Genomic DNA, 23,948 nt, shown 5'->3' with positions numbered 1-23,948 from the left:
TCAGCAGTGTCTAGGGTTGAGTGCGATCACCCCCGGGTAGTGAATCTCAAGTGAACCGATCCGGTGACTTTTGGGAGGTTCGATCTTGGCCGACGACGGTGGTGATTCGTCCAACCTGCTGGTGATCTTTGGAATTACCGGCGATCTGGCCCGCAAGATGACCTTTCGGGCGCTGTATCGGCTTGAGCGTCGCAACCTGCTGGACTGCCCCATCCTGGGGGTGGCGAGCGACGACATCAGTGTCGAGGAACTCGTCGAGCGAGCGCGCGGGGCGATCAACGACGCCGGGGAGAAGATCGACGACGAAGTGTTCGATCGACTGGCGAATCGCTTGGACTACATCCACGGCGACGTCACCGAGCGCGATCTCTACCACCGGCTCGCCGAGATGATCGGTTCGGACTACCGCCCGCTGTACTACCTCGAGATGCCGCCCGCGTTGTTCGCGCCGATCGTCGAGAACCTCGCCCGGGAGGGACTGGTCGCGCGCGCGCGCGTCGCGGTGGAAAAGCCGTTCGGCCACGACCTCGAGTCGGCGCGCGAACTCAACGAGCGTCTGCACGCGGTGCTGGAGGAAGAGCAGATCCTGCGGGTGGACCACTTCTTGGGCAAGCAGCCCGTGGTGGAACTCGAATGTCTGCGGTTCGCCAATCAGGCGCTGGCCGCGCTGTGGGACCGCGAGAGCGTCTCGGAGATTCAGATCACGATGGCCGAGAACTTCGGCGTCGAGGACCGGGGCAGGTTCTACGACGCGGTCGGCACGCTGCGCGACGTGGTGCAGAACCATCTGCTGCAGGTCCTCGCGATGGTGGCGATGGAGCCGCCGGTCGGCGGTAGTGCCGACGACCTCAACGACAAGAAGTCCGAGGTGTTCCGCGCGATGCCGGCGCTGGATCCCGACCACTGCATCCGCGGTCAGTATCAGGGCTATACCGATGTCCCTGGGGTGGCGAAGGATTCGCAGACCGAGACCTTCGTCGCGCTGCGGACCGAGATCGACAACTGGCGCTGGTCCGGAGTGCCGATCTTCCTGCGGGCCGGCAAGTCACTGCCGGAGAAGGTCACCGAGGTGCGGCTGTTTCTGCGCCGCGTCCCGCAGCTGGCCTTCCTCCCGCACCGCCGCGCGGCCGAGCCCAACCAGATCGTGCTGCGCATCGACCCCGCACCCGGCATGCGCATGCAGCTGTCCGCCCAAGTTCACGACGAATGGCACGACGTCCACCTGGACTCGCTGTTCGCCACCGACCTGGGTGAAGCCGAGGGACCCTACGAATTGCTGCTGCACGCCGCGCTGACCGGCGATCGCACGCTGTTCGCGCGGGAAGACAGCATTGAACAGACGTGGCGCATCGTCCAGCCACTGCTCGACAAACCGGGCGAGATTCACCCCTACGAGCCCGGGTCCTGGGGACCCGAGGCCGCGCAGTCGCTCGTCCGCGGTCACCGCCATTGGCAAGACCCGTGGTTCCCTCCAAAAACGCAGTCGGGACAGTAAGGAGACCAGAAATGCAGCTCGGAATGATCGGCCTGGGCCGGATGGGCGCCAACATCATCCGTCGTGTCGTCGACGGCGGCCACGAGGGCGTCGTCTACGACTACGACAAGGAAGTCGTCAAGACGCTGGCCAACGAGAAGGGGATGACCGCGGCGTTCTCGGTCGCGGAGCTGGCCGAGAAGATGACCGCCCCCCGCGTCGTCTGGGTCATGGTGCCCGCGGGCAACATCACCACGTCGGTGATCGAGGAGCTGGCCGACACTCTCGAGTCCGGAGATATCGTGATCGACGGCGGTAACTCCTACTACCGCGATGACCTTAAGCACTCAAAGCTGTTGGCCGAGAAAGGGATTCACCTCATCGATTGCGGCACCAGCGGAGGAGTCTGGGGCCGGGAGCGTGGTTACTGTCTGATGATCGGCGGTGACGACTACGCCTTCGAGCACGCCGAGCCGCTCTTCAAGACCATCGCGCCCGGTGTCGACGCGGCGCCACGCACGCCGGGCCGCGACGGCGAGGTCGCCCAACCGGAGAAGGGCTACCTGCACTGTGGTCCCTCCGGCGCCGGGCACTTCGTCAAGATGGTGCACAACGGCATCGAGTACGGGATGATGGCCTCGCTCGCCGAGGGGCTCAACATTCTCCGCAATGCGGATATCGGCACGCGTGTCGAAAAGGGCGATGCCGAAACCGCGCCGCTGTCCAATCCCGAGTGCTACCAGTACGACTTCGACATCGCCGACATCGCCGAGGTGTGGCGCCGGGGCAGCGTCGTCGGCTCCTGGCTGTTGGATCTGACCGCGATCGCGCTGCACGAATCGCCCACGCTGTCGGAATTCTCCGGACGGGTCTCCGATTCCGGGGAGGGCCGCTGGACCGCGATCGCGGCTATCGACGAGGGGGTGCCCGCGCCGGTGCTCACCACCGCGTTGCAGTCCCGCTTCGCGTCACGCAGCCTCGACGACTTCGCCAACAAGGCGCTGTCGGCGATGCGCAAGCAGTTCGGCGGGCACGCGGAGAAACCGGGAGTGGGCGGCTGACGCGGCGACCGCGACGGCGGCTGACTAGTCCGTCAGCCGCTTGACGAACTCCACCACTACGTCGCTGAAGGCGTCATTGTCGTCGCCGGCCGCGGTGTGCCCGGCGTCGGACAACTCGACGAAATCCGCACGCGGAACCGTCGCCAGGAAATGCTGCACGCCTTCGGGGCTGACGACGTCGGAGAGCTTGCCCCGAATCAACAGGACCGGAATCTCGAGATCGGCCGCGGCCTGCTCGAAGTGCTCGGTGCGCAGCTCCGGGTCGTCCCCGGGCGCGGTCATGAACGCCGGATCCCAATGCCAGTACCAGCGTCCGTCGCGCAGCCGCAGGTTCTTCTTCAGGCCTTCGGGGCTGCGCGGCTTTTCCCGATACGGCAGATAGGCGGAGACCGCGTCGGCCGCCTCCTCGAGGGATCCGAAACCGTGCAGGTTGGTCAGCATGAAATCTCGAATGCGCGCGCTGCCGGTCTTCTCGTACCGCGGCACCACGTCGACCAGCACCAATCCGGTCACCTTCGCCGGTCCCGCGCTGTCGGCGACCAGGATGCCGGTCAGTCCACCCATGCTGGCGCCGATCAGCACCACCGGGCGGCCGATGGCGTCGAGGACGCGCAAGACGTCGGCCATCAGCGTTTCGATCGCGTAGTCCGCGCCGGGCGCCCGGTCGCTGTCGCCGTGTCCGCGGCTGTCCAGCGCCACGACGTGGTAGCCCTCGTCGGCCAGATACTGGCCGGTGTTCTTCCACGAGAACCGGTTCTGGCCGCCGCCGTGCAGCATCAGGATGGACGGTCGGCCCACGAGCGCGGGGTCCCGGTTCCATTCGTCGGCAACGAGGCCGATATCGCCTGCACCTGCGAATTTGACCGTCTGGGGACTGCTGCTCACGGTGCTCATCGATCTGACGTTACATAGTCCGCCGATGATTTCTGCCGATTGGTGGGGTCTATCCATGCGGCGACCGAAGCCGGTAGCCCGACAAAGGAGGAGACACCCATGCCATCGATCACGCCCTCGCTGTGGTTCGACCACAACATGGAGGAGGCGGCGACGTTCTACATCTCGGTGTTCCCGAACTCTCGAATCGAGGAATTCAACCGGAGCACCGACGCTGGCCCCGGCGAGCCCGGCTCGGTGCTGTCGGGCACTTTTGTGCTGGACGGCACCCGGTTCATCGGGATCAACGGCGGACCGCACTTCACCTTCAGCGAGGCGGTGTCCTTCACGATCGAGTGCAAGGACCAGAACGAGGTCGACTACTACTGGGAACGGTTGACCGACGGCGGCGAGGAATCGCAGTGCGGTTGGTGCAAGGACCGCTTCGGCCTCAGTTGGCAGGTCGTCCCGAATCGGCTTTACGAGTTGGTGAGCCATCCCGATCCGGCCCGTGCGACGGCCGCGACCCAGGCGATGTATGGCATGCGCAAGATCATCGTCGCCGATCTCGAGCGCGCGGCGGCCGAGGCATCCGGTCAAGCGTCCGAGCCTCACTCTCGTTAACCGCAAATTCCGTTGTCGTTTCAATAGATTCGATCGATGGGTTTGCCGCCGACGAGTCAACACAGTCACGAGATTGCCCGACGTATGGGGACTTCCGTCCCTACCGCTCGCCACACCGACGAGGGATGGTGGAAGAAATTCAACGGCAGACCAAAGCCCAAGGAGGAATCATGACCAATCTGCCCGCACATCCCGAGCAACCCCATTCGTGGCTGCCGGACTGGTCCGAGTTCTGGTCGGATCTGCGCAACGGTGTGCCGTCGGCCTTGCGTCGTGGCAACCTGATCCGGCTCGAGGATGAGACACAAGATGGTCATTACCTACTGCGTGCCGAACTTCCCGGCATTGATCCGGTCAAGGACGTCGACATCACGGTGCGCGACGGGCAGTTGACCATCAAGGCGCAGCGCAGCGAGAAAAATCAGTCCAACGGCCGCTCGGAGTTCTCCTACGGCTCTTTCATGCGGTCGATAACCCTGCCGGCCGGCGCGGACGAAGACGACATCAAGGCCAGCTACGACAAGGGCATCTTGACGGTGGACGTGGCCCTGCCCGAACAGACTGCGGCTACCGAGAAGCACATCGCGGTACAACCTGCAGGCTGACCCCGGTGGTCCGAGCGTCAGCCGCACGTCTTGGCGCGCGGTGACCTTTGACCCTAGAAGGCCTGAAACCGGCGGCGTAGCAAGGAGATTATGCGCCACGGGACAGACCCAGCCCGGACGGATTTCGTCGTGACAACGCACGGCGAGCTGCCCGGTGCGGCGGAGTACGCGCGCGACAAGATCGACAAGGTCGCGCGGCTCATCCCCAGGCCGGTGCTGCATGCCCGCGTCAGGCTGACCAAGCATGGCGATCCGGCCGTGGAGCGAGCCGTCGTCGCCCAAGCCAATCTGGACGTCGACGGCCGGCTCATTCGCGCCCAAGCTCACGGCGTCACCGCGCGCGAAGCCGTCGATCGGCTCGAGGCGAGACTTCGGCGCCGGCTGGAACGTGCCGCTCAACACTGGGAGGCGCAACGGGGGTTGGTCAGCGATCCGCACGAGTGGCGTCACGAATCCGAGCCCACCCATCGACGGAGCTATTTCCCCCGGCCGGCGGCCGAGGTCCGCATCATTCGGCGAAAGTCGTTCGCGATGGCACCCGGTACGGTGGACGAGGCGGTCCTCGAAATGGACTTGCTGGACTACGACTTTCACCTTTTCACCGAGAAAGGCACCGGTGCCGTCGCGGTGCTCTATCGCGGTGGAACGACCGGTTACCGCCTAGCGCTGGTGGCACCGGGACTGGCGGACCAGCTGAGCCCGTTCGAACGACCCGTGACGATCAGTTCCCAGCCGGCGCCGTGTCTTACCGAAGCGCAGGCAGCCGAGCGCCTCGGCCTGCTGGACCTGCCGTTTCTGTTCTTCATCGACGCGGCGCCAGGCCGCGCCTGCGTCTTGTACCGCCGCTATGACGGTCATTACGGGTTGATCAGTCCGGCAGGCTAGCGTCCGGGATGTCGCCTGGTCCGAAGATATTGCGACAGTGCGGATTTGGACGATATCCAGTAGCGGTTGGTGCACTCTGATTCGTGCACGATACTTTGGTCGGTGCGGGTTATTGCCCGTCAGGTGTGCGGTCGGAATTGTGCCGAACAGGGAGTGAAGATGGCGGACTACCCGAGATGACCGAGCCGCGGTGGATCGACGTGCCCGGGCCGCCCGCGGACCTCAAGGCGCTCACCTGGGGCCCAGCCGACGCCCCGATCGCCTTGTGTCTGCACGGCTTCCCCGACACGGCCTACGGTTGGCGCAAGATGGCCCCGCTGCTTGCCGCGGCCGGCTGGCGGGTTGTCGCGCCGTTCATGCGGGGATACGCGCCGTCGTCCATACCCGACGACGGCAGCTATCACGTGGGCGCGATCATGGACGACGCGCTGCGGGTGCGCGAGGCCGCCGGGGGCACCGACCGCGACGTGGTGATCGGACACGACTGGGGCGCACTTGCCGCCACCGGCTTGGCCGCGATGCCGAACAGCCCGTTCACCAAGGCCGTGATCATGTCGGTGCCGGTCTCGGCCGCCTTCCGCGGCCAGGTGAGCGAGCGCGCCCGGCTGGCCCGCCTGCTGCCCGGTCAGCTGAGGCGTAGCTGGTACATGTTTTATTTCCAATTGCCTTTCCTGCCTGAGCGTTCCGCGTCCTGGGTGCTGCCGCGGCTGTGGCGGCGGTGGTCGCCGGGCTATCGCGGCGCCGAAGAGGACCTGCGTCACGTCGATGCCGCGATCGGAACACCGGAAAGCTGGCGGGCGGCGCTGGGGACCTACCGTGCCACGCTGCGCAACACCCGGCCGCCGCAGCGGTACGCCGAACTGAACCAGCTGTGGACCAAGGCGCCGATCCTGCCGTCGCTGTACCTGCATGGCCGCGACGACGGTTGTATGACTGCGGCGTTCGCGCACTGGACCGAAAAGGTGCTGCCCGCCGGCAGCGACGTCGCGATCATCGACCATGCCGGGCATTTTCTGCAGCTGGAACAGCCCGAGAAGATCGCCGAGCGGGTGCTGGCGTTCATCGGCTCACCCGGCTGACGCGATGGCTGCGCGCCGAATGGCGGCCGTTGATGCGCAGTTCTACTGGATGTCGGCCAAGGTCCCCAGCGACGAGTTCCTGCTCTATGCATTCGACGGCGCACCCGCCGACCCGGGTGGTGCTCTCGAAGAGGTTCGGCGCCGGGCTCAGGCGTGCCCCGAGCTGACGTTGCGGGTCGAGGATGGGTGCGCGCTGACCTATCCACGGTGGGTTCCCACCGCGGTGACGCCCGAGCAGGTGGTGTGCCACCACCTCGCGGATCGCAGTTGGCAGGCCTGCCTGTCGGCGGTTGCCGGGTTCGCCGACAGCCAGCTGGACCTTCGCCGGATGCCCTGGCGGGTCCACGTGTTCACGCCGGTGCTCGGCGTTGCGGGTGTCGAAGGCCCGGGCACGGTGGCGGTCCTGCAGATACCCCATGCGCTGGCCGACGGTGTTCGCGGAGCGGCGCTGGCCGCCTGGCTGTTCGGTCGGGCGGTGCCGGTGCCCGAGGTGCGACGGCCCTCGCCGGGGATTTTCGCGTGGCGAGCCGCCCGGGCGGCGTGGAGCCACCGCGGGCTGGTCCGCGATACGCGGGCGGGTCTGCTGGCACCGGGGGCCGGGACTCGCCCGGCGCTTGCCACCAATACCCGCCCCGACGGCGTCCGTTCGATGCGCACGCTGGTGCGCCATCGCTCGCAGCTGCGCGGGCCCAGCGTCACCGTCGCGGTGCTCGCCGCGGTCTCGACCGCGCTGTCGCGGTTGCTTCCCGACGCGACCGATATGTTGGGCGCGGAGGTTCCGATGGCCAAAACCGGTGTGCTGCAGGCGAATAATCATTTCGGGAACGTCGTCGTCGGTCTCTATCCGCAGCTGGAGCTGGATGCGCGGCTGGATCGGATCGCCACCGATCTGGCCAACGGCCGGCGCCGATTCGAACATCCGGCGACACGGGCGGGCGACCGGGCTTTCGCGACGGTACCCGCCCCGCTGTTGCGTTGGGGCATCTCACGATTCGACGCCGACGCCCGATCCGCACAGGTGCTGGGCAACACCGTGGTGTCCAGTGTCAACCGCGGGCCCGCCGATCTGCGGTTCGGGGATGCGCGGGTGGTGCTGACGGCCGGCTATCCGGGACTGTCGCCGTCGATGGGTCTGACGCACGGAGTGCACGGCATCGGCGAGACCGTAGCGATCAGCGTCCACGCGGCGGAGTCGGTCTTTCGATTCGGAGATGCCGACGTCGACGCCTATCTGGAGTTGCTGGACGCCGCGCTGTAGAGGCTACTGTGCGTCACCGGATCTCGCCGCTTGCTCGCGCGTCAGCCCGGCCGCGCCGATCAGCTCCTCGTGCCATTCGAACCACACGGTGTGGTAGGAGTCGATCAGGGGGCGGGTCAGCCAGGTGCTGTTGCCCGACTTGACTTTGTCCAGTGCCGCAACCAGTTTCACCGAATAGGCGGTCAGCCGGGGCAGCTGGGCCGCGACCGCTTCGATGATCGGCAGCACCCGGGCGTGTACGCCGTCCAAGCGGGCCAACACCGCCGCGTCGTACTCGGCGTCGTCGTGCGCGTTGGGTTTTCCGGCGGGGCCGCCCTTGAGCTGCCAGTCGGTGACGAGGGCTTTGAAATCGGCGTTCACGCTTCGGAAGTCGTCATAGGCGGCGGTCATCGCCGCCCCGTCGATGCCTTCGCGCTCCCGCGCGAGCAGAATGTCCAGCCGGTCGCGGCCGCTGGGGCTGATTCGCAACGTCGCATCACCGACCAGGAAACCCGAGTCGGTCAGCTGTTCGACGGCATCGTCGACGTCCTGGTTCAGCGTGGCGCTCAGGTCGGCCGGGCTGACCCGGCCCTTGAGTCGGACCGCTTGCAGCACGGCCAGTTCGGTCATCCGGTGGCCTGGCTCGACGATCGCAGCGCGGCCAGCATGACGATCAGCGGGGAGTCTGAAAGCACGTCGGTCTGGCCGCTGTCCAGGGCGGCGCGCACCGTGGCGTCGGCGGTGTCCGCCAGCCTGGGATGGTCGCCGCCGGCGTGCGCGCGCAGCGGACTGATCCGTCGCGCCAGGTCGGCGAGTTCGCGCAGTTCGGGCGTATCGTTCTCCGACCACGACGTCGGGGCCAGATCGCCCTCGCGCACTTCGCCTTCGTAGCCGTCGACGGTGATCTGCTTGCCGGCCAGCGTCGCCGCCACGCCGTTGCCGCAGCCCACCACCGCCACCCGGCCGAGTTCGCGGCTGACTACTGCCGCATGGCTGGCGGCCCCGCCGATCTCGGTGACGATGCCGTGGGCGGCCAGCATGCCCATCACGTCTTCGGGCCGGGTGTGGTCGCGCACCAGGATCACCTGCTCACCTCGGTCGGCGGCTTCCAGCGCCTCGTCGACCCGGGTGTAGGCCTTGCCCGACACCACGCCCGGACAGGCGGGCAGGCCTTTGGCCAAAAGTGGTGCGGCCAAACGTATTTCGGGTTGCAGCGCGGGCAGCAGCAGGGCCTCTACATGGGCCGGGGTGACCCGGCGCAATGTCTCGGTGGCGTCGATGAGCCCCTCGTGATGCAGCTGCAGCGCCAGTCGCACCGCGGCCTGCGCCGAGCGCTCGGCCGCCCGGGTCTGCAGCAGCCAGAGTTTGCCCTCTTCGACGGTGAACTCGATCTCCTGCACGTCGGACCCGAGCCGCTCCAGGGTGCGGGCGACGTCCATCAGCTGCTGGTAGACCGCCGGCTGCTCGTCGCGCAGCGCGGTGATCGGTTCGACGTCGACCAGCCCCGAGACGACATCGTCGCCCTGGCCGCCGGGCAGCCACTCGCCGAACGGCTCGTTGGCGCCGGTGATCGGGTTGCGTGAGAAGCATGCTCCGGCACCGGAATTGGCGCCGAGATTGCCGAACACCATGGCCTGCACCACCACCGCGGTGCCGCCGCGATCGTCGAGGCCGTAATGGTCGCGGTAGGCAACCGCGCGCGGCGAATTCCACGACGCGAACACCGCCTCGATGCCGGCACGCAACTGCGCGTACGGGTCGGTCGGAACGGATTGCGATGCTGCGCCGACGATGCGCTGATACATGTCGGTGAATCGCAGCCGGGTGTCGTGGGCGAACTTCTCGGTCCCCGACGCCGCCAGCGCCCGCACCACGTCGTCGTTGAGGCCGACGTTCAGGATCGTGTCCATCATGCCGGGCATCGACAGGGTGGCGCCCGAGCGCACACTGACCAGCAGCGGGCGCGGGCCCCGGCCGAACGTGCGGGAGGTTACGGTCTCCAGCCACTTCATCCGGCGCAGCACGTCGTCCCAGATCGCGTCCAGGGTCGTCGCGGGCTCGGCCAGATACCGCAGGCCCACCTCGGTGGTGATGCAGAACGCGGGAGGCACCGGCAGGCCGTGCCGCTGCATGACCTCGATGCCGTGGCCCTTGTTGCCCAGGATCTCCCGCGGATGGTCCGCGTCGCCGTTCAGCAACACCACGGTGTGGTCGGTGGAGGTGGCCGCATGCCCGATGCTCTCGGGAGTGCTGTTGCCTCGTGCGATACGCGCCGTGGTGCACCCCCTCCTGGCTCGGCTGGTTTCGGCATACGCGGGAACGCCCGCTATGTTCCCACACGGATCGACCGCCACAGCCGCTCACCGCTGCTGTTATCCGATCCGGCCGATGATCTAGGTTTGCACGTATGACTCCCTATGACGTCGGATTACTGATCCTGCGGCTGGTCCTGGGCGTGACACTGGCCGCGCACGGCTACAACAAGTTCTTCGGCGGCGGCCGCATCCCGGGCACCGCGCGCTGGTTCGAGAGCATCGGCATGAAGCCGGGCAAATTTCACGCCACGGTGGCCGCCACCACGGAAATCGCCGCCGGGCTGGGGCTGGCGGCCGGGCTGCTCACGCCGATTCCGGCGGCCGGCTTTGTTGCGCTGATGCTGGTCGCGGCCTGGACCGTCCATCGCCACAATGGCTTCTTCATCGTCAAGGAGGGCTGGGAGTACAACCTGGTGCTGGCGCTCAGCGCGGTCGCAGTGGCCGCGCTGGGCCCCGGCCGGCTCAGCCTGGATTGGCTGATCTTCGGGATCAACAACCCGCTGATCGGCTGGAACGGCCTGCTGATCTCGGTCGGGCTCGGGCTGGCGGGCGGCCTCGGCCTGCTGCTGATCTTCTACCGCCCGCCGGCCAAGCAAGCCGGTTAGATCCCGAGCGCGCCCGGAAGCTTCTTGCGCTTGGCGTCGTAGAGCGCGGCGTCGGCGGCTGCGTAGAGCGCGGTGATGTCGGCGCCCACACCACTGTGCGACGCGGTGCCGATGCTGGTGCCCGGGGTGTGCAGGCGGACGTCGGCGAGAAATCGGTCGGAACTGCCCGGCGTCAGGTTCGCGTCCTCGGCGATACACACCGCGAATTCGTCGCCGCCCAGCCTGGCCAGAACGGCATTGGCGGGCGCCAGTTTTCGCCAGCACTGCGCGCGGCTGACCAGATGCTCGTCGCCGGCCAGGTGCCCGTGGGTGTCATTGATCGTCTTGAAGTTGTCGATGTCGAACACCATGACGGTGACGGTGATGGCCGCCGAACGGGACCGGTCCAGCAGGTCGGCGGTGGCGATCTTCCAACCCGCCCGGTTGAGCAGGCGCGTGAGGGGATCGGTGCACGCCGCGGCGACCAGGGCTCGCATCAGCAACCCGAACGACTCGGCGGCACCGGCGATCGCGATCACGAAGATGAAATAGTCGATCACCAGCTTGCGCACTGGCGCAACCGCGAGAGCCAGGACGCACGCCCCGGTCAGCACGGCGACCAGCATGGTCCCGCGGCGCGGCGAGTGGAAGGCGCGCAGGTACATCGCCAGGAAGATCGGCGCGATCAGGCAGACGAACTCGGCGAGGATCGCGACGTGGAAGGCCATCACGATCGGGGTGGCCACGATCGCTACCGCGGTGGCCGGCGCGGGTCGGCCGGGACGCACGCCCAACCAGACCAATGCGGCGACGCCGAGGACGATCGCGATGATGCCCCCGGTCGGGTTGGCGTAGGTCAGGCCCTTGCGGAGGGGAAAGAGGGTGAACGCCACGCCATAGGCGTAAAGAAAAGTCGTGCCGCCCAAGAAGATTCGCAGCAGCCGGACTTGCTCGCCGGCGTAGAAGCCGCTGCCGGCACTGGTATGTAGCCGCAGCCGATATCGCCGAGTGGATCGACGACCGAAAGGGCCTGGGACGTTAACGCCCATCCCGTCAACTCTCCTGGTCAGGCCCCCGTGATGCCGATGATCGGCCCATTGTGGCACTGCTCTTTTCAGCAGGCACGCCGGGGATGACCAGGCGGGTGTGCGGCCCCTAGGCGACCGCGGCGGTTTCGGCGGCCGCCACTTCGGCCGCGGCACGTTCGCCGGACCGGATCGCGCCGTCGATCCAGCCGCACATGATCGCCGAGCTTTCGGTTCCGGCCCAGTGGATCCGGCCGCAGGGCTCGCGCAGGGTGTAGCCGTACTCGGTCAACACGCCGGTGGGGGTGTGGCCGATCATCCCGCCTCCGGAGTAGCGGTCCAGGGTCCAGTTCTGTTCGTGAAATTCCCGCGGCGTCTTGGCTTTGTCGCCGAACCGGTCGACCAGTTCACCGATGACCACCGCTTTGCGCTCGGCCTCGTCGAGCATGGTGAGCCGGCGCGCCGCCGGCCCCTCGGTGATGACGCACATGATGCCCGGGTTTCCGGCGTCCGTGCAGGCGTCGATGGTCAAGGAGGCCGGCGAGCCCGGCGCGGCGGACTGGCCGGACAGTCCGTCGGCGCGCCAGAAGGGTTCGTCGTAGCAGACCGACGTCTTGATCACCGCGCCGCTTGTCACACGCTGGTGCAGAAATGCGCGGTCCACCGGCAACAGCGGCTCGTAGTCGATCGAGGTGGCGATCGCCAGCGGGATCGCGACGATGACCCGTCGCGCTCGCACCGCCAGATCGGCCGCGCTGACCGTCACGCCGTCGTCGTCCTGGCTGATCTGACGGACCGGCTGTGAAAGGTGTAGCGCCTCACCGAGTTCGGCGACCATCGGGCGATGCAGGGCGCCCATGCCGCCGACCGGGCGGGCATCCTGGGACCCACCCTTGCCCGAAATCGCGAAGGTGAGACCGCCGGCCGAAGCCGTCTGCAGCAGCCCCCACAGCAACGACGTCTCGGATGCTGCCGAGGTGTACAGGCCGGCGAAGGCCATGTCCAGCATCTGGGCGGCCTCGGAGGACATGGAATTCTTTTCGATCCATTGCCCAATGCTGATCCGGTCCCACTCGTGGGCCTTCTTCGCCTCCCATGGGGCTTCGCGCGGAAGAGCTTTGCCCATCTTCTCGATGCTGGCCAGTGCGAGCCCGAGGTTGGCGACCGCCCACGGGCTCACGGTCCACGGGATGGTGCCGCCGTAGCGGTGCTTTTTGCCACCGACGATCATCATCGCGTCGCCGTCGTTGTGCTGCTTGTATTCCCGCACCCCGAACTCATTCATCAACGCGTAGATCCGGTCCTGTCCGGGCCCGATCCACGCCCCGCCGCGGTCGACCCACACGCCGTCGTCACGGGTGACGGTGAAGGTGCGGCCGCCGACGCGGTCACGGGCCTCCAGCAAGGCCACCGAGTGCCCGGCTTGCTTCAGCCGCAGCGCTGCGGTCAAACCCGCGAAACCCGCTCCGACCACGCAATAATCGACGTCCGCCATGACCGCTCCTCGGTTGCCCTACCCCCGCTGAGCAGCAAACTACACCGGCCGGGCTGCGCCAGCGGCCGGTTCGCGCGGAATTCATGTCCCGGGCGCCGGCGGATAGGGCAGATCGGTGCTGGAGTGTGGGTCGACGTGCACCGGGTGCCCGAGGTACGGGAACGCCCGTTGCGGGCAGGAGGGCCGGTCACAGATCTTGCAGCCCGCGCCGATCGGCACGATCGCCCCGGCGCCGGTGAGATCGATACCGACGGAGTAGATCAGTTTCTCGGCGTGGGCCACGTCGCAACCGAGCCCGATCGCGAAAGTCTTATCCGGGCCGAGATAGCTGCTGGGTTCCGTCGACGTGGTCCTGGCGAGCCAGAAATAGGTGCGCCCATCGGGCATTTGTGCGATCTGAGTCATGAACTGGCCGGGACGCGAAAAGGCGTGGTGAACCACCCACAGCGGGCAGTTGCCGCCCACGCGTGAGAAGTGAAAAGCCGTGGCGGACTGACGTTTTGAGATGTTTCCCGCACTGTCTGTCCGGACGAAGATGAACGGGACACCCCGAGCGCTCGGTCGTTGCAGCGTGGACAGCCGGTGACAGACGGTTTCGAAGCCAACCTCGAAACGTCTTGCCAGCTGGTCGATGTCGTAACGCATGGCTTCGGCGGCCTCGAGCAATCGCTGGTAGGGCAATAAGAGTGCGCCCGCGAAGTAGTTGGCCAGCCCGATGCGCGCCACCCCTCGCGCATCGTCGCTGAGCTGGTCGTCGCCGTCGATGAGCTGTGCGATCAGCTCGGCCTGGGTGAGCAATGCAATTTGGGTTGCCAACTGGAAGGCGCGTTGGCCCGGATGCAGCCACCGGGCCAGATACAAGGTCTTCGACTCGGCGCGAAACAGGCGTTTCGAGTTGGGATTCAAGACCTGGCCATCGTCGATGATCACGGTCACGCCGAGCCGGTCGCGAACGAACTCCGCCAGCTGGCTGTCGAGTCCGCCTGTGTGCAAACCGTTTTGGTTGAACAGGCGCTCGGCCGCGACGTCGAGATCCCCGATGTAGTTCTTGCGGTCGTAGAAGAAGTCCCGGACTTCTTCGAAGGGCATCGGCTGTGAGGGTGCCGCGGATGTCTCGGCGCTGGCCCGGCTGTGCAGCGCTTCCAGGTCGGCCGTGGCGTCGTGCAGGCGCCGCTGCAGATTGACCAGCGTCTGGCCGACCTCCGGCATGCGCGCGACGAGCTCCTCGATTTGGCCGGCCGTCGCGGGTCCTTCGGCGAAGATCTCGCGCAGATCCGCGACCAGCCGGGCATCGGACTCGGGTGCGAAGTACTGATTCGGCAAGTCGAATCGCTCGGTAAGCGTCAGCAGCACCGGTACCGTGATCGGGCGCTGGTCGTTTTCCAGCTGGTTGACGTAACTGGTCGACAATCCGAGGGCGCGCGCCAGCGCTACTTGAGTCAGCCCCTGCTCCTCGCGCAGCCGGCGTAGCCGCGCACCCGCGAACGTCTTCGCCACCTACAACAGGGTACGCCCACCGCCTTTCACAAAATTCGCAAAATCGCCGGGGTCGGGACGCAAAATTACGCTCTTTTAGGGGATTTACCGCGTTTCTTCGGCTGCGTACTGTGCGATTTATGCGCATCCACGACGTGCGAACCCGGCGTAGCGCCGACGACTTCCCCCGCCGCGAGCACCTGGCTTTCAAGATTGCCGAGGTCGCGGCGGACCCGGTCGCCGTGCCCGCGGAGACCGCGGAGATGGTCATCAACCGCATCATCGACAACGCTGCCGTCAGCGCCGCCTCGGTGATCCGCCGGCCGGTGGCCACCGCTCGGGCCCAGGCGCTGGCGCATCCGGTCCAGCGCGGGGCGCGCGTGTTCGGCGTGACGGGCGCTTATTCGACCGAGTGGGCGGCCTGGGCCAACGCCGTCGCAGTGCGCGAGCTGGACTTCCATGACACGTTCTTGGCCGCGGACTACTCTCATCCCGGCGACAACATTGCGCCGCTCGTTGCCGTCGCTCAGCAGCTCGATGTGCGGGGCGCCGACCTGATCCGCGGTTTGGCCACCGCCTACGAGATCCAGATCGACCTGGTCAAGGGAATCTGCTTGCACGAACACAAGATCGACCACGTCGCGCATCTGGGTCCGTCGGTGGCCGCGGGGATCGGGACGATGCTGCGGCTGGACACCGAGACCATCTATCAGGCGGTCGGGCAAGCGCTGCACCTGACCACGGCCACCCGGCAATCCCGCAAGGGCCTGATCTCCAGCTGGAAAGCCTTCGCGCCGGCGTTCGCGGCGAAGGTGGCCATCGAGGCCGTCGACCGCGCGATGCGTGGGGAAGGCGCCCCGGCGCCCATCTGGGAAGGCGAGGACGGGGTGATCGCCTGGCTGCTGGGCGGTCCCGACCACACCTATCAGGTGCCGCTGCCGGAACCGGGTCAAGCCAAGCGCGCGATTTTGGACAGCTACACCAAGGAGCATTCCGCGGAGTACCAGAGCCAGGCGCCGATCGACCTGGCCCGCCGGCTGCGTGACCGAGTCGGCGATCTCGAGCAGGTCGCGACGATCGTGCTGCACACCAGCCACCACACCCACTACGTGATCGGCACCGGCTCGGGTGACCCGCAGAAGTTCGATCCGGACGCCTCCCGGGAGACGCTGGATCACTCGCTGCCCTACATCTTCGCGGTCGCACTGCAGGACGGCAGCTGGCACCACGAGCGTTCATACGCTCCCGAGCGAGCCCACCGGCCCGACACCGTCGAGCTGTGGCACAAGATCTCCACCGTCGAGGATCCGCAGTGGACTCGTCGGTACCACTCGAACGACCCGGCCGACAAGGCTTTTGGGGCGCGCGCGGAGGTGACGCTGAAGAGCGGAGAGGTGATCTGCGATGAATTGGCGGTGGCCGATGCCCATCCGCTGGGGGCCCGGCCGGTCGCGCGCGAGCAGTACGGCCGCAAGGTCACCGAGCTCGCCGACGATGTCGTGGAACCCGCTGAGCAGCAACGGTTCTTGTCTGCCGTCGACTCCCTCGCCGATCTGAAGGGCGGCGCGCTGGGGGCGCTGAACGTGGTGGTCGATTCGCGGGTGCTGGACAAGGCGCCGGTGATTCCGTCGGGGATCTTCCGATGATCGACTCCTCGTCCAGTGCCGCCGACAAGCGCGTGGCAATGCGCGCGAGCCTGGAAAGTGGCCGGCTGCAGCGGCTTCCGGGTGCCTTCTCGCCGCTGGTGGCCAAGGCGGTCGCCGAGGCGGGCTTCGAAGGTGTGTACGTGTCGGGTGCCGCGCTGGCGGCCGATCTCGGGTTGCCGGACATCGGCCTGACGACGCTGACCGAGGTGGCGGGCCGGGGCTCGCAGATCGCCGCCGCCGTCAACCTGCCGACGCTGATCGACGCGGACACCGGATTCGGCGCGCCGCTGAACGCCGCGCGCACGGTGACGGTCCTGGAGGACGCCGGACTGGCCGCATGCCACCTCGAGGATCAGGTCAACCCGAAGCGTTGCGGCCATCTGGACGGCAAGGCCGTCGTCGCGGCCCAGGACATGGTAAAACGCTTGCGCGCAGCGGTATCCGCGCGGCGCGACCCCAACTTCGTCATCTGCGCTCGCACCGATGCTGTTGGCATTGAGGGTCTGCCCGCCGCGATCGACCGTGCGCGTGCTTACGCCGACGCCGGCGCGGACATGATCTTCACCGAAGCGCTGACCGAGGTGGCGCAGTTCGAGGCCTTCCGTGCCGCGGTCGACGTTCCGTTGCTGGCCAACATGACCGAATTCGGCAAGTCGCCGCTGCTGAGCGCACGCCAACTGGCCGACCTCGGCTACAACGTCGTCATCTACCCGGTCACCACGTTGCGGCTGGCGATGTTCGCCGTCGAAGCGGGCCTGCGTGAAATTGGTTCTTCGGGAACGCAATTCGATCTGCTGGATCGCATGCAACACCGCAGCCGGCTGTACTCGCTGCTGAGTTACGAGGACTACAACGAATTCGACACCGATACTTACAATTTCAGCTTTGAAGGGAACCAGCCATGACCGCGCCGACCGCTGACATCAAGAAGGGCCTCGCCGGTGTGGTGGTGGACACCACCGCCATCTCGAAAGTGGTGCCGGAGACCAATTCGCTGACTTATCGCGGATATCCGGTCCAGGATTTGGCCGCGCACTGCAGTTTCGAGCAAGTCGCATTCCTGCTCTGGCGCGGCGAGCTGCCCACCGACGCGGAGCTGGCGCTGTTCAGCCAGCGCGAACGCGCCAGCCGCCGGCTCGACCGCTCGCTGCTGTCGCTGCTGACCAAGCTGCCCGACAATTGTCATCCGATGGATGTGGTACGCACCGCCATCAGCTTTTTGGGTGCCGAGGACCCCGAGGAGGACGACGACTCTGCGAACCGGGCCAAGGCGCTGCGCATGCTCGCGGTGTTGCCGACCATCGTCGCGGTGGATATGCGGCGCCGGCGCGGGTTGGCGCCGATCCCGCCGCACAGCGCGCTGGGCTACACCGAGAACTTCCTGCAGATGTGTTTCGGCGAGGTGCCCGAGCCGGCGGTCGTGCAGGCCTTCGAGCAGTCGATGATCCTCTACGCCGAACACGGCTTCAACGCCTCGACGTTTGCCGCGCGGGTGGTGACGTCGACGCAGTCGGACATCTACAGCGCGGTCACCGGGGCCATCGGTGCGCTCAAGGGTGCGCTGCACGGTGGTGCCAACGAGGCGGTGATGCACGACATGATCGAGATCGGCGAGCCGGGCAACGCGCGAGAGTGGTTGCGCGGCAAGCTCGCCCGCAAGGAGAAGGTCATGGGCTTCGGGCACCGGGTCTACAAGAACGGTGACTCCCGGGTGCCGACGATGAAGGAGGCGTTGAACCGCGTCGCCGCGACGCGCCCGCACTCTGGTGGACAGCGCTGGCTGGACATTTACAACGTCCTGGAAGCCGAGATGTTCGGCGCCACTGCCATCTTGCCCAATCTCGACTTCCCGACCGGCCCGGCGTACTACCTGATGGGATTCGATATCGCCTGCTTCACGCCGATCTTCGTGATGAGCAGGATCACCGGGTGGACGGCTCACATCATGGAGCAGGCCGCGTCGAACTCCTTGATCCGCCCGTTGAGTGCGTACTCGGGACGCGAGCAGCGGGCACTGGCCCATAGGTGAGCGCCTAGTCCGTCGGCCCGCCGTATTGCCAGACCAGGCTGTGGTCGCCGGTCATGGTCGGGTTGCACCACATCGTCCGGCCGTTGGCGTCCTGCGTGGTGGAGTGCAACACCGTGCACGAATCTCCCGCTGCGGGGACCTGACCGCAAGCGATGCCGACGCCGAGTGCTGCGGCCAGCACGCTCGCCAGCGCCGCGGCCGGTATAAGGAACCGAAGTCTGCTCATGACGGACATCTCCTAAGCAGGTGCCAAGCCATCACGCTAACCGCCGGAGAACCCGGGGGCAAAGGATGTCATCCGCGATCCGCAACACGGTCGGCAGGTTCTAGGGTGTGAAACCATGGGATTTCTCCAACCCGAACTGCCGCAGGTCGACATCGACGAGTGGAGCAAGCTGTCCCGCAGCGAAAAGATCCGCCCGATGGCCCGACATTGGGCCGAGGTCGGGTTCGGCACGCCGGTCGTTCTGCATCTGTTCTACGTCGGCAAGATCTTGCTTTACATCCTGTTCGCGTGGTTGTTGGCCGTGCCGACCACTCGCGGGTTGGCGTTCACCGACGTCATGTCGTGGTACGCCGAGCCGATCGTGTTCGAGAAGGTCGTGCTGTACACGATGCTCTTCGAGGTGATCGGGCTGGGCTGTGGCTTCGGGCCGCTGAACAACCGGTTCAACCCGCCGCTGGGCTCGATCCTGTATTGGCTGCGGCCCGACACCATCCGGTTGCCGCCGTGGCCCCAGCGCATCCCCGGGACCAAGGGCACCGCCCGTACGCTGGTCGACAACGCGCTGTACGGCCTGTTCTTGCTGGTGACCTTCCTGACGTTGTTCGCCGACGGCACCGGCCCGATACCGGAGCTGGGCACCCAGATCGGGGTGATTCGCCCGTGGCGGATCGTGCTGATCCTGGTGCTTCTCGGGATCCTGGGACTGCGCGACAAGGTGATCTTTTTGGCCGCCCGCGGTGAGGTATACGCGACGCTGTCGGTGACGTTCCTGTTCGGCGGTGTCGACATGATCGTCGCCGCCAAGCTGGTGTTCATGGTGATCTGGATCGGCGCCGCCACCTCCAAGCTGAACAAGCACTTTCCGTTCGTGATGTCGACGATGATGTCCAACAACCCGGTGTTCCGGCCCCGGTTCATCAAGCGGATGTTCTTCGAGAAGTTCCCCGACGATCTGCGGCCCGGACGGTTGTCGCGCGTATTCGCCCACGTGAGCACCTTCGTCGAGATGTGTGTGCCCATCGCGCTATTCGTCGGGCACGGCGGCTGGTGGACCGCGGTCCCCGCAGCGATCATGGTGATCTTCCACTTCGGCATCCTGTCGGCGATCCCGATGGGCGTGCCGCTGGAGTGGAACGTGTTCATGATTTTCGGCGTCTTCGCGCTGTTCGTCGGCCACACTCACACCGGACTGACCGACCTGAAAAACCCTGTCCTGGTTGGGCTTTTCATCGCGTTCATCGCCTCAATCGTGATCGCGGGCAACCTGTTTCCGCGCAAGATCTCGTTCCTGCCCGGCATGCGCTATTACGCCGGCAACTGGGACACCACGCTGTGGTGCATCAAGGCATCGGCGGACAAGAAAATCAACCACAACATCGTCTCGATCGCCAGCATGCCCGCGGCCCAGCTGGAGAAGGTGTACGGCAAGGAACGCGCCCAGATCCCGATGTATCTCGGATATGCGTTCCGCGCCATGAACACTCACGGCCGGGCGTTGTTCACCCTGGCGCACCGGGCGATGGCCCGTCAGAACGAAGACGACTATGTGATCACCGACGGGGAGCGGATCTGCAGCACCGCGATCGGATGGAATTTCGGCGACGGCCACATGCACAACGAACAGCTGATCGCCGCGATGCAGCAGCGCTGCGGCTTTCTGCCCGGTGAGGTGCGGGTGGTGCTGCTCGACGCCCAGCCGATCCACAAGCAGACGCAGGCCTACCGGCTGGTGGACGCCGCGACGGGCGAATTCGAACGCGGCATAGTCAAAGTCGCGGACATGGTCACCCGGCAGCCCTGGGACGACCAGGTGCCGGTCCAGGTGCTGTCCGGGTCCGAGCGGGAGACAGAGGCGGACGAAGAGCCCGAAGAGCCCTCAGAAAGTGAAAGTTCGCGAGCGTAACGCCACGTCGAGATTTCGCTCGGTAACTCGCCGTGGCGTTACGCTCGGCGAGTCTTAGACTCCCGCGCGCACTTCCTGCGCCGCGGCGACCATGTTCTGCAGCGACGCGGTTACCTCGTCGGTGTTGCGCGTTTTGAGGCCGCAGTCGGGGTTGACCCACAGCCGCTCCGCGGGCAGAGCCTGCAGCGCGGCCCGCAGCGACTCAGCCATTTCGCCGGAGCTGGGCACCCGCGGCGAGTGGATGTCGTAGACGCCCGGGCCCACGCTGTTGGCGAAGCCGACCGCGTTGAGATCGTCGAGCACCTCCATATGCGAGCGCGCTGCCTCGATGGACGTGACATCGGCATCCAGGTCGGCGATCGCGCCGATCACCTCGCCGAACTCCGAGTAGCACAGGTGGGTGTGGATCTGAGTCGAGTCGGCGACGCCCGAGGTGGCTAACCGGAAAGACCCGACGGCCCAACGCAAGTAGTCCTCCTGATCGGCCCGGCGCAGCGGCAGCAGCTCACGCAGTGCGGGCTCGTCGACCTGGATGACCGCGATGCCGGCGGACTCCAGATCCACCGTCTCGTCGCGGATCGCCAGTGCCACCTGGTTGGCGGTGTCGGCCAGCGGCTGGTCGTCACGGACGAACGACCACGCCAGGATCGTCACCGGGCCGGTCAGCATGCCCTTGACCGGCTTGTCGGTCAGGGACTGCGCGTATTTCGCCCATTCCACCGTCATCGGCTGCCGGCGGATTACGTCGCCGTAGAGCACCGGCGGCCGCACGCAGCGGCTGCCGTAGGACTGCACCCAGCCGTTCTTGGTGGCGAAGAAGCCGTCCAGCTGCTCGGCGAAGTACTGCACCATGTCGTTGCGCTCGGGCTCACCGTGCACCAACACGTCGAGGCCGAGCTGCTCCTGCAGCGCGATGACGTCAGAAATCTCCTGTTTCATCCGCCGGTCGTACTCGGCCTCGTCGATCTCACCGGCGACCAGCGCGGCGCGCGCCTTGCGGATCTCGACGGTCTGCGGAAACGACCCGATCGTGGTGGTCGGCAGCGGCGGCAGGTGCAGCCGCTCGTCCTGGCTGACCCGCCGTTGTGCGGCGTCGCCGCGGTGGGTACCGGTCGCGACGATCTCTTCGATGCGGGCCCGGACCCGGTCGTTGTGCAGCCGCGGATCCTTCTTGCGGGAGGCGACGGCGGCGTTGGATGCCTCGATCTGCGCGGCGACGGCGTCGCGGCCCAGATGCAGCGCACGGGACAGCGTCACCACCTCGGCCACCTTCTCCTGCCCGAATGCCAGCCAGCTGCGCAGCGCGTCGTCCAGGCCGGTCTCCGGCTCCAGCGAATACGGCACGTGCAGCGTGGAGCATGACGTCGACACCGCGATGTTGGCGGCCGAACCCAGCAGCGATGCCAGTTTGCTCAGTGCCGCTTGCAAGTCGGTCCGCCAGATGTTGCGTCCGTCGACGATGCCGGCCACCAGGGTCTTGTCGGCCAGCTCGGGCACTGCGGCGATCGCCGTGTCGGCGCCGTACACCAGGTCGACGCCGATCGCCTCGACGGGCGTGCGGGCCAACGCTGCGAGCGACTCGCCGGGGTCACCGAAGTAGGTGGCGACGTAGATGGCGGGCCGGTTGCTCACCTTGCCTAGCGCGTTGTAGACCGCTTCGGCAAGCGCGGGGGCGTCGGGCGAGATGTCGGTGACCAGCGCCGGCTCGTCGATCTGTACCCATTGCGCGCCTCCAACAGACGGGTCGGCGAGCAGGCTCAGCAGCTCGGAGTAGATTCCCACCAGCTCCTGCAAGCGCTCGATCGGCGCGCCGCCACCGTTGACGCCCTTGCTCAGCAACAGAAACGTGATCGGACCTATGACGACCGGGCGGGCCGGAATCCCTTGCCCGAGAGCTTCTTTCAGCTCAGAGAGCACCTTGTCCGGGTTCAGCGTGAACTTCGTCGCGGGTTCGATCTCGGGAACGATGTAGTGGTAGTTGGTGTCGAACCACTTGGTCATCTCCAACGGCGCGACATCGGCGTTGCCGCGGGCGGCGGCGAAGTAGCGGTCCAGGTCGTCGGGAACCTGTGCGGCCCGGGCCGGCAACGCGCCCAGCATGACCGCGGTGTCGAGCATTTGGTCGTAATAGGAGAAGGTGTTCACCGGCACCGAGTCCAAACCGGCTTCGGTCAGGGCCGTCCAGGTGTCGCGGCGCAGGGTGGCGGCGACTTCTTCGAGTTCCGCGCGGCTGGTTCGGCCTTTCCAATAGCCCTCGGTCGCGCGCTTGAGTTCGCGTTTCGGGCCGATGCGCGGAGAACCGACGACGGTTGCGGTAAATGGTTGGGAGGTCACGATATTCGTCCTTCAATCGACGTGGTGGTCACCGCCGGCGGACGTACAGCCACTCCAACAGCGGTTAGCACCTCTTTTTCTTGAAGCACTAACCACCAACGGCTGCAGCCTAACGCCCATTCCACGAGGCGATGAGCCGCCGGACGCGGCGCGCCCGGCACAGCTGGCAGGTCTCCGGACTCGCAGGCGCGCACCCACTGGTGCTCCTAGTGGCCGTCGCTTCCCAGTCGTGAGACCAGTGCCTAGGTGACGGCGGTCGTTCCTGCATACCGTTGCGGGACAGTCCCGGATTCCCACCGGGTTCCCTCTCACGAAGCATGGCTAACGTTGCTTCGCTCGATGCCCGCGCCTTGCGGCGCACGCAAACCAGTTGCGAGATGAAGTTTAGTCAGCCCGCCAATGCCTCGGCGACCGGGACGTCTCCGTTGTTGAATTCGATGGTCCGCCGGATCGTCGAATCGTCGGAAAGCGCGGCGGCCACGACGAGCGCGACATCGGCACGGGATACCTCACCCGTGCCCTCTTCGCCGACAGTGATGCGCCCGGTCGCTTCGTCCAGCGTCAGCCGGCCGGGACCGAGCACCGTCCAGTCCAACTGGCTGGCCCGCAGGTACTCGTCCGCGGCGGCCTTGGCCTCCGCGTAGGCGAAGAATGGATCATCCTGCGGTACACCATGATCCGGACCCGCACCGAAGTAAGACACCATCACAAACCGCGGGACGCCCGCCTGGCCGGCGGCATCGATCACCCGGATCGCGGCGTCCCGGTCGACGGCAAAGGTACGCGCCGGATTGCCGCCGCCCGCGCCGGCCGAGAAGACGACCGCGTCGTGTCCGGCCATCTGCTCGGCCAGCGCGTTGGTGTCCAGCTGCTCGATGTCGGCAACCACCGGTTCGGCGCCGGTGGCGGCGACATCGTCGGAGTGGTCGGGATTGCGGAAGACGGAGGTCACTTGCTCGCCTCGTTCGCTCAGGATGCGAGCCAGCTGCAGTGCCACCTTGCCGTGTCCGCCGAAGACGATGATGCGTGCCATGCTTCGACGGTACCGACGTCAGGTCCGATGGTGGCGACCCGACT

The 23,948-nt window shown here is 66.6% G+C and carries 21 protein-coding genes and 1 riboswitch; of the genes, 12 read left to right on the top strand and 9 right to left on the bottom strand.

Translation table 11 applies throughout. The annotated features are described in order from the left end of the window. Nucleotides 1-85 precede the first annotated feature (85 nt). Together MAAFP003_RS21600 and gnd are read left to right on the top strand one after the other, a co-directional pair. Nucleotides 86-1,495 carry a glucose-6-phosphate dehydrogenase gene (locus MAAFP003_RS21600; protein WP_096289759.1) on the top strand — a complete coding sequence of 470 codons (1,410 nt, stop codon included), beginning with the start codon at nucleotides 86-88 and terminating at the stop codon, nucleotides 1,493-1,495. Nucleotides 1,496-1,506: 11 nt separating this feature from the next. Further along, a complete protein-coding gene (gnd, locus tag MAAFP003_RS21595; protein WP_096289758.1) occupies nucleotides 1,507-2,535 on the top strand; it encodes a phosphogluconate dehydrogenase (NAD(+)-dependent, decarboxylating) in 1,029 nt (342 codons plus the stop codon). A 24-nt stretch (nucleotides 2,536-2,559) separates the two neighbouring features. Here the strand turns inward: gnd and MAAFP003_RS21590 are convergent, their stop codons facing one another. Next, the gene (locus MAAFP003_RS21590; protein ID WP_096289757.1) at nucleotides 2,560-3,429 is read right to left on the bottom strand and encodes an alpha/beta fold hydrolase; all 870 of its coding nucleotides are present in this window, start codon (nucleotides 3,427-3,429) and stop codon (nucleotides 2,560-2,562) included. A 99-nt stretch (nucleotides 3,430-3,528) separates the two neighbouring features. Here MAAFP003_RS21590 and MAAFP003_RS21585 point away from each other — a divergent pair, with 99 nt between their 5' ends. The 5 genes from MAAFP003_RS21585 (at nucleotide 3,529) to MAAFP003_RS21565 (ending at nucleotide 7,859) form a co-directional block, all read left to right on the top strand. Beyond that, entirely contained in the window at nucleotides 3,529-4,032 is a 504-nt protein-coding gene (locus MAAFP003_RS21585; protein ID WP_096289756.1) for a VOC family protein, read from the top strand. A gap of 170 nt (nucleotides 4,033-4,202) precedes the next feature. Next, complete coding sequence (locus MAAFP003_RS21580; protein WP_096291326.1) at nucleotides 4,203-4,637, top strand: Hsp20/alpha crystallin family protein; 435 nt, start codon at nucleotides 4,203-4,205, stop codon at nucleotides 4,635-4,637. Nucleotides 4,638-4,727: 90 nt separating this feature from the next. Next, a complete protein-coding gene (locus MAAFP003_RS21575) occupies nucleotides 4,728-5,522 on the top strand; it encodes a sigma 54 modulation/S30EA ribosomal C-terminal domain-containing protein (protein ID WP_096289755.1) in 795 nt (264 codons plus the stop codon). 176 nt (nucleotides 5,523-5,698) lie between these two features. Beyond that, complete coding sequence (locus tag MAAFP003_RS21570; protein ID WP_096289754.1) at nucleotides 5,699-6,601, top strand: alpha/beta fold hydrolase; 903 nt, start codon at nucleotides 5,699-5,701, stop codon at nucleotides 6,599-6,601. Between the two features lie 4 nt (nucleotides 6,602-6,605). Beyond that, the gene (locus tag MAAFP003_RS21565) at nucleotides 6,606-7,859 is read left to right on the top strand and encodes a WS/DGAT/MGAT family O-acyltransferase (protein ID WP_096289753.1); all 1,254 of its coding nucleotides are present in this window, start codon (nucleotides 6,606-6,608) and stop codon (nucleotides 7,857-7,859) included. 3 nt (nucleotides 7,860-7,862) lie between these two features. On the opposite strand, the gene MAAFP003_RS21560 is transcribed toward MAAFP003_RS21565, so the two are convergent. Continuing rightward, nucleotides 7,863-8,468: a MarR family transcriptional regulator gene (locus tag MAAFP003_RS21560; protein ID WP_096289752.1), complete on the bottom strand. Its 606-nt coding sequence runs from the start codon at nucleotides 8,466-8,468 to the stop codon at nucleotides 7,863-7,865. Continuing rightward, nucleotides 8,465-10,075, bottom strand: coding sequence for a pyruvate, phosphate dikinase (locus MAAFP003_RS21555; protein WP_096291325.1), 1,611 nt, complete (start codon nucleotides 10,073-10,075; stop codon nucleotides 8,465-8,467). The genes MAAFP003_RS21560 and MAAFP003_RS21555 overlap by 4 nt, the downstream gene beginning before the upstream one ends. 170 nt (nucleotides 10,076-10,245) lie before the next feature. Between MAAFP003_RS21555 and MAAFP003_RS21550 the strand changes: the two genes are divergently transcribed. Further along, complete coding sequence (locus tag MAAFP003_RS21550) at nucleotides 10,246-10,758, top strand: DoxX family protein (RefSeq protein WP_096289751.1); 513 nt, start codon at nucleotides 10,246-10,248, stop codon at nucleotides 10,756-10,758. Here MAAFP003_RS21550 and MAAFP003_RS21545 read toward each other — a convergent pair. The 3 genes from MAAFP003_RS21545 to MAAFP003_RS21535 form a co-directional block, all read right to left on the bottom strand. Continuing rightward, a complete protein-coding gene (locus MAAFP003_RS21545) occupies nucleotides 10,755-11,732 on the bottom strand; it encodes a GGDEF domain-containing protein (RefSeq protein WP_096291324.1) in 978 nt (325 codons plus the stop codon). The genes MAAFP003_RS21550 and MAAFP003_RS21545 overlap by 4 nt on opposite strands. A 160-nt stretch (nucleotides 11,733-11,892) precedes the next feature. Then, nucleotides 11,893-13,257 (bottom strand): flavin monoamine oxidase family protein, encoded by a 1,365-nt coding sequence (locus MAAFP003_RS21540; protein ID WP_096289750.1) that lies wholly within the window; start codon nucleotides 13,255-13,257, stop codon nucleotides 11,893-11,895. Nucleotides 13,258-13,338: 81 nt separating this feature from the next. Next, on the bottom strand, nucleotides 13,339-14,754 hold the full coding sequence (locus MAAFP003_RS21535) for a short-chain fatty acyl-CoA regulator family protein (protein ID WP_096289749.1): 1,416 nt from the start codon (nucleotides 14,752-14,754) through the stop codon (nucleotides 13,339-13,341). Nucleotides 14,755-14,873: 119 nt separating this feature from the next. Between MAAFP003_RS21535 and prpD the strand changes: the two genes are divergently transcribed. Genes prpD through MAAFP003_RS21520 form a run of 3 tightly spaced genes read left to right on the top strand, consistent with a single transcriptional unit; the run spans nucleotide 14,874 to nucleotide 18,408 of the window. Continuing rightward, the gene (gene prpD, locus MAAFP003_RS21530; protein WP_207768589.1) at nucleotides 14,874-16,379 is read left to right on the top strand and encodes a 2-methylcitrate dehydratase PrpD; all 1,506 of its coding nucleotides are present in this window, start codon (nucleotides 14,874-14,876) and stop codon (nucleotides 16,377-16,379) included. Beyond that, nucleotides 16,376-17,284, top strand: a complete 909-nt coding sequence (gene prpB, locus MAAFP003_RS21525; protein ID WP_096289747.1) for a methylisocitrate lyase — start codon at nucleotides 16,376-16,378, stop codon at nucleotides 17,282-17,284. Before prpD ends, prpB begins: the two co-directional genes overlap by 4 nt. Then, on the top strand, nucleotides 17,281-18,408 hold the full coding sequence (locus MAAFP003_RS21520; protein ID WP_096289746.1) for a bifunctional 2-methylcitrate synthase/citrate synthase: 1,128 nt from the start codon (nucleotides 17,281-17,283) through the stop codon (nucleotides 18,406-18,408). The genes prpB and MAAFP003_RS21520 overlap by 4 nt, the downstream gene beginning before the upstream one ends. Nucleotides 18,409-18,412: 4 nt before the next feature. Here the strand turns inward: MAAFP003_RS21520 and MAAFP003_RS21515 are convergent, their stop codons facing one another. After that, on the bottom strand, nucleotides 18,413-18,634 hold the full coding sequence (locus tag MAAFP003_RS21515; RefSeq protein ID WP_096291323.1) for a hypothetical protein: 222 nt from the start codon (nucleotides 18,632-18,634) through the stop codon (nucleotides 18,413-18,415). A 115-nt stretch (nucleotides 18,635-18,749) separates the two neighbouring features. On the opposite strand from MAAFP003_RS21515, the gene MAAFP003_RS21510 reads away from it, so the two are divergent. Continuing rightward, nucleotides 18,750-20,537 carry a DUF3556 domain-containing protein gene (locus MAAFP003_RS21510; RefSeq protein ID WP_096289745.1) on the top strand — a complete coding sequence of 596 codons (1,788 nt, stop codon included), beginning with the start codon at nucleotides 18,750-18,752 and terminating at the stop codon, nucleotides 20,535-20,537. Between the two features lie 54 nt (nucleotides 20,538-20,591). Here MAAFP003_RS21510 and metE read toward each other — a convergent pair whose 3' ends face one another. Both metE and MAAFP003_RS21500 read right to left on the bottom strand, forming a co-directional pair. Then, a complete protein-coding gene (metE, locus tag MAAFP003_RS21505; protein ID WP_096289744.1) occupies nucleotides 20,592-22,871 on the bottom strand; it encodes a 5-methyltetrahydropteroyltriglutamate--homocysteine S-methyltransferase in 2,280 nt (759 codons plus the stop codon). Nucleotides 22,872-23,019: 148 nt separating this feature from the next. Further along, a riboswitch (cobalamin riboswitch) is annotated at nucleotides 23,020-23,257 on the bottom strand. 2 nt (nucleotides 23,258-23,259) lie between these two features. Then, nucleotides 23,260-23,904 (bottom strand): SDR family oxidoreductase, encoded by a 645-nt coding sequence (locus tag MAAFP003_RS21500; RefSeq protein WP_096289743.1) that lies wholly within the window; start codon nucleotides 23,902-23,904, stop codon nucleotides 23,260-23,262. Nucleotides 23,905-23,948: the final 44 nt, after the last annotated feature.

Origin of the sequence: Mycobacterium ahvazicum, from assembly GCF_900176255.2 — a bacterium.
In the GTDB taxonomy this organism is placed as follows: Bacteria; Actinomycetota; Actinomycetes; order Mycobacteriales; family Mycobacteriaceae; genus Mycobacterium; species Mycobacterium ahvazicum.
This window is presented reverse-complemented; position numbering and strand designations above follow the sequence as displayed.